This window comes from Asticcacaulis sp., from assembly GCF_027484505.1.
Classification (GTDB): Bacteria; Pseudomonadota; Alphaproteobacteria; order Caulobacterales; family Caulobacteraceae; genus Asticcacaulis.
The window spans coordinates 1-5,025 of sequence record NZ_JAIXSV010000089.1; the positions used below are offsets into that span (position 1 = coordinate 1).

Annotated in this window: 5 protein-coding genes; 3 read left to right on the forward strand and 2 right to left on the reverse strand. The window is 61.5% G+C overall.

Annotated elements, in window-relative coordinates; translation table 11 throughout:
* The coding region (gene ilvC / locus Q0072_RS05255; RefSeq protein WP_298326745.1) for a ketol-acid reductoisomerase at positions 1-752 on the reverse strand (752 nt) is incomplete at its 3' end.
* A gap of 53 nt (positions 753-805) precedes the next feature.
* Here ilvC and Q0072_RS05260 point away from each other — a divergent pair.
* Together Q0072_RS05260 and Q0072_RS05265 are read left to right on the forward strand one after the other, a co-directional pair.
* Positions 806-1,612: a thymidylate synthase gene (locus Q0072_RS05260; protein ID WP_298326747.1), complete on the forward strand. Its 807-nt coding sequence runs from the start codon at positions 806-808 to the stop codon at positions 1,610-1,612.
* 162 nt (positions 1,613-1,774) lie between these two features.
* Complete coding sequence (locus Q0072_RS05265; protein ID WP_298326752.1) at positions 1,775-2,296, forward strand: dihydrofolate reductase; 522 nt, start codon at positions 1,775-1,777, stop codon at positions 2,294-2,296.
* A 150-nt stretch (positions 2,297-2,446) separates the two neighbouring features.
* On the opposite strand, the gene Q0072_RS05270 is transcribed toward Q0072_RS05265, so the two are convergent.
* Positions 2,447-3,538, reverse strand: coding sequence for an NADH:flavin oxidoreductase (locus Q0072_RS05270; RefSeq protein ID WP_298326755.1), 1,092 nt, complete (start codon positions 3,536-3,538; stop codon positions 2,447-2,449).
* Between the two features lie 151 nt (positions 3,539-3,689).
* Between Q0072_RS05270 and Q0072_RS05275 the strand changes: the two genes are divergently transcribed.
* A complete protein-coding gene (locus Q0072_RS05275; RefSeq protein WP_298326758.1) occupies positions 3,690-4,895 on the forward strand; it encodes a heparan-alpha-glucosaminide N-acetyltransferase domain-containing protein in 1,206 nt (401 codons plus the stop codon).
* The last annotated feature ends 130 nt before the right edge of the window (positions 4,896-5,025 follow it).

Here is a 5,025-nt window from a genome sequence, read left to right on the forward strand (position 1 = left end):
TCGAAGCCGCCGGACATGCCGCGCTCCCACAACAGATCGACGACCAATTTCAGTTCGTAGCAGGTTTCAAACCACGCCACCTCGCGCGGATAGCCCGCCGCCACCAGTGTATCAAACGCCGTGGTCACCAGTTCGCGCGTGCCGCCGCAAAGGACCACCTGCTCGCCGAACAGGTCGCTTTCGCATTCGGCCTTCATGGTGGTCTCCAGTATCCCCTTACGCCCACAGCCCAAGGCCGCCGCAAAGGACAGGCCGATGGACTTGGCCTCACCCGTGGCGTCCTGCTGCACGGCGAACAGGCAGAAGACGCCCTCTCCGGCCTCATAGATGTCGCGGATGCGCGGCCCGATCCCCTTGGGCGACACAAGCAGCACATCGACATCGGCCGGCGGCGTGACCAGTCCGAAATTGACCGACAGCCCGTGCGCAAAAATCAGCGCCTGACCGGCCCGCAAATTCGGCCCCACCTGATCGCGGAACAGGGCCTGATGCGCTTCGTCCGAGGTCAGAACGACAATCACCTCGGCCCAGCGCACGCCCTCTTCGACCGTCACCACCTCGAAACCATCAGCGGCAGCCTTGTCGCGGGTGGCCGATCCGGGTTTCAGCGCCACGCGGATATCCGATACACCGGAATCGCGGGCATTCAGCGCCTGCGTGCGGCCCTGCGAGCCATAGCCGATGACCAGCAGGCGCTTGCCGCTGATCACAGCCAGGTCGCAGTCGCGATCATAATAGACGGGCAGAGTCATGACGGGCTATACTCCGGAATGAGAATCGTCCCCTCCCTATAGAGCAGCGTCCCATGTCCCGACACCCTGAATATCAGTATCTCGATCTGGTGCGCGACATCATGGCCAATGGCGTGACGCGCATGGACCGCACGGGCACGGGGACCAAGGGCGTGTTCGGCCGTCAGATCCGTTTCGACCTTTCGCAGGGCTTTCCGCTGCTGACCACCAAGAAGGTGCACTTCAAATCGGTGGCGGTCGAGCTTCTGTGGTTCCTGCGCGGCGATACCAATATCAAATACCTGAAAGATCACGGCGTCAGCATCTGGGACGAATGGGCCGACGAAAACGGCGACCTCGGCCCCGTCTATGGCAAGCAGTGGCGCTCATGGGCCGCCCCCGACGGGCGGGTGATTGATCAGATAAGCCAGCTGATCGAAAATCTGAAAACCAATCCCCATTCGCGCCGCCACGTCATTTCGGCGTGGAACCCTTCCGAAGTCGAAGACATGGCCCTGCCGCCGTGCCATTGCCTGTTTCAGTTCTTTGTCGCGGATGGCAAGCTGTCGTGTCAGCTCTATCAGCGGTCCGCCGATGTGTTTCTGGGCGTGCCGTTCAATATCGCTTCCTACGCGCTCCTAACCCACATGGTGGCGCAGGCCGTGGGTCTTGAGGTCGGCGATTTCGTGCACAGCTTCGGAGACGTGCACCTCTATCTCAACCATGTTGAGCAGGCGCAAACCCAGTTGTCGCGCGACCCGATGCCCTTCCCGACGCTGAAACTGGCCCCCAAGACCGACCTGTTCGGCTTTGACTATGCCGATATCGAACTGATCGGTTACCAATCGCACGGGGCGTTGAAAGCGCCGGTGGCGGTGTAATCTCCTCCCCTGCGTAGCGGGGGAGGTGGCGCGGCGCTTGCGTAGCAAAGTCCGCGACGGAGGGGGCATAACCCTCTCGTTTTGCCCCCTCCGTCTCGACGCGCTTCGCTTGCTCGACACCTCCCCCGTTCGCATCGCTCACAGGGGAGGAGGAAAAACAGAATGCCCAAACCTAAACTCGCCCTTATCGTCGCCATGAGCGAAAACCGCGTCATCGGGCGCGACAACGCCCTGCCCTGGCATCTGAAATCCGACCTGAAGATGTTCAAGGCCATTACCCAGTTTAAACCCATCATCATGGGCTCGAACACCTGGGACTCGCTGCCGCGCAAACCCTTGCCGGGGCGGCTGAACCTTGTCTGCTCGCGTGATCTGAAGTTCGAGGCCGAGGGCGGGATCGTGTGCAATTCGCTGTTCGAAGCGCTCGATATCGCACGTGAACACGCCGCTGATGACGGGGCCGATGAGGTGGTGGTCATCGGCGGGGCCAATATCTATGAACAGACCCTGCCCAGGGCCGACCGTCTTTACGTGACCGAGGTGCACACAACGCTGGAGGGCGATGCGCACTTCCCGCAGATCGACCCGGCGCAATGGACCGAGGTGAAGTCTGAATTTTGCCCCAAGGCTGAGGGCGACGATTACGACTTCACGCTGAAGGTCTATGAGCGGAAACGCATATAATTATACCTCCCCAGTTTACTGGGGAGGGGGACCGCACGAGCGAACGTGTGAGTGAGATGCGGTGGTGGGGGCTTTAGAAACGGCCTCTGCCCCCCTCCGTCACGCCTTCGGCGTGCCACCTCCCCCAGTAAACTGGGGGCGTAGACGGCCCTAAACCAGCGAGGCCAAAGCCGAACGGTCGAACGCCTTGACGTCCTCAAGCTGACCGGCGCGGACCTTATTCAGCCACTGCGGATCGGCCAGAAGCGCCCGACCGACGGCCACCAGATCGAACTCCCCGCGATCCAGACGGCGCAGCAACTCGTCAATCCCCTGCGGATTGGCCTGCGCCCCGCCGAAGAAGTTGATGAAGTCTTCGGCCAGACCGACACTGCCCACCGTGATCACCGGCGCCCCGGTCAGTTTCTTGACCCAACCGGCGAAGTTGAGGTCAGACCCTTCAAATTCCGGCTCCCAGAAGCGACGCTGCGAGGCGTGGATGACATCGACCCCGGCATCGAGCAACGGCCGCACCCAGCCTTCCAGTTCCTGCGGCGTGTGGGTGACCTTGGCGTCATAGACTCCGCCCTTGAACTGCGAGATGCGGATAATCAGCGGGTAGTCGGCCCCGACCTCAGCGCGCACGGCCTTGATGATCTCAGCCGCAAATTTGGTGCGCGCGCCGATCGTATCACCGCCCCACTGATCGCCGCGCTTGTTGGTGCGGTCCCAGAAGAATTCGTCGATCAGATAGCCGTGCGCCCCGTGCAATTCCACCGCATCGAAGCCCAGTTTTTTGGCGTCGCCCGCCGCGCGCGCAAAGGCGGCGATGGTGTCGGCGACATCCGCGTCGGTCATCGGTTCCCACTTTTGCGACCCATCCAGCGCGATGCCCGACGGGCTCTGTTTCGGCTGAGGGTCATACTCACCGCGCGACGCGGCCGCGCCGGTATGCCAGATTTGCGGTGCGATCAGCCCGCCCTTGGCATGCACCGCTTCGACCACCTTGCCCCACGCCGGCAGCGCCTCACCAAAGAAGTTGGGGATACCGGCCTCGTTCTTGGAAGCCGGGCGCTCGATCACCGTGCCCTCGGTCAGCAGCAGCCCGACCCCGCCTTCGGCGCGCCGCTGATAATAGGCGGCGACATCAGCCGTCGGGATACCGCCGGGCGAAAACTCCCGCGTCATGGGGGCCATGACCACGCGGTTTTTCAGTTTCAGCGATTTCAGGTCAAAGGGCGAAAACAGGGTGTCGAGCGACATATGGGGGCTCCGCTTAAAAAAGTAACCGCACCGGATATGGTTACGTCTTCAACCGGTGCAAGCGCTGAGCGTCTGAAAATAAACGTTTGCACCTCGCAAAAGCTGGGTTAGCGTTACGTCAAATATGTCAACCTTATGGCGGGGGTAGACCATGACAGGAACCGACGCATCTGCCGCTAAGCCGGTGCCCGCTTCCGGCCAGCGGCTGGCGACAATCGACATACTGCGCGGCCTGATCATCGTGATCATGGTGCTGGACCATGTGCGGGATTACACCCACATCAGCGGTTTCAAGCTCGACCCGCTCAATTTTGAGCAGACCAATCCCCTCTTATATCTGACGCGCTGGGTGACGCACCTGTGCGCTCCGACCTTTATCTTTCTGGCCGGCGTGTCGGCGTGGCTTCAGAATGTGCGCGGTAAGAGCGGCGCGGCTCTGTCGGGCTTTCTGCTGACGCGTGGCCTGTGGCTGATCGTCCTTGAAATCACGGTGGTCGGCTTCGGTTGGTCCTTCGCCCTGCCCATGCCGCTGTTTCTGGCCATCTTATGGGCGATTGGCTGGTCGATGATCGCTCTTTCGGCTCTGGTCTGGCTGCCGCGTCGGGCCGTGCTGGGGATCGGGATAGCGATTATTACGCTGCATAATCTGCTCGGAGGCATCAACGCTGATCAGCTGGGTCTGTTCGGCGGGCTGTGGCATTTCCTGTTTCAGGTCAATATTTTCAAATTCGCCGGTTTCGACATCCTACTGCTCTATCCGGTGCTGCCGTGGATAGGCGTGATCGCCTTCGGCTATGGCATGGGAGACGTCTTTCTTAAGCCCAACCGCAATCGCATTCTGATCCTGTGCGGGCTTGGGCTGTTGATCGGTTTTGTCCTGCTGCGGCTCAGCAATCTGTATGGCGACCCACGCCCCTGGGCCGTGCAGACTGTACCGGTGCACACCCTGATGGACTTTTTCAATGTGGCGAAATACCCGCCGTCCCTGCTCTATACGTCGGCAACTCTGGGGATCGTCTTCCTGCTGACGCCGGGGCTGGACCGCCTGCCCACAAGCCTTACATCCATTCTGCGCACCTTTGGCTCGGTGCCGATGATGGCCTATCTGGGCCACCTCGATATCATGCATCTTGTGTCTATGGCCGCGCACCTGGCCGCGGGTCAAAGCCTGGCGACGCAGTTCAACCCGCTGGCCATCGCCTTTTTCAACCCGGCCGCCGCCCCCGACGACAGCTTTCTGCCCCTGTGGGTGACCTATCTGTGCTGGGTGATCACGCTGTGCCTGCTCTATCCGTTGTGCCGCTACTGGTCAGCGCTGAAACGGCGTCGCAAAGACTGGTGGCTGTCCTACCTCTGAGGCCCGGCTTGCAGATCGCCCCACAACGCCTTGGCCATCGCGGCAAACCGCTCTGCCATCGGACCATCACGCAGCGGCGTAGCCCGATCGGCGGCCTGACGTAAGGCCGGATCGAGCGGCACTTCGCCCA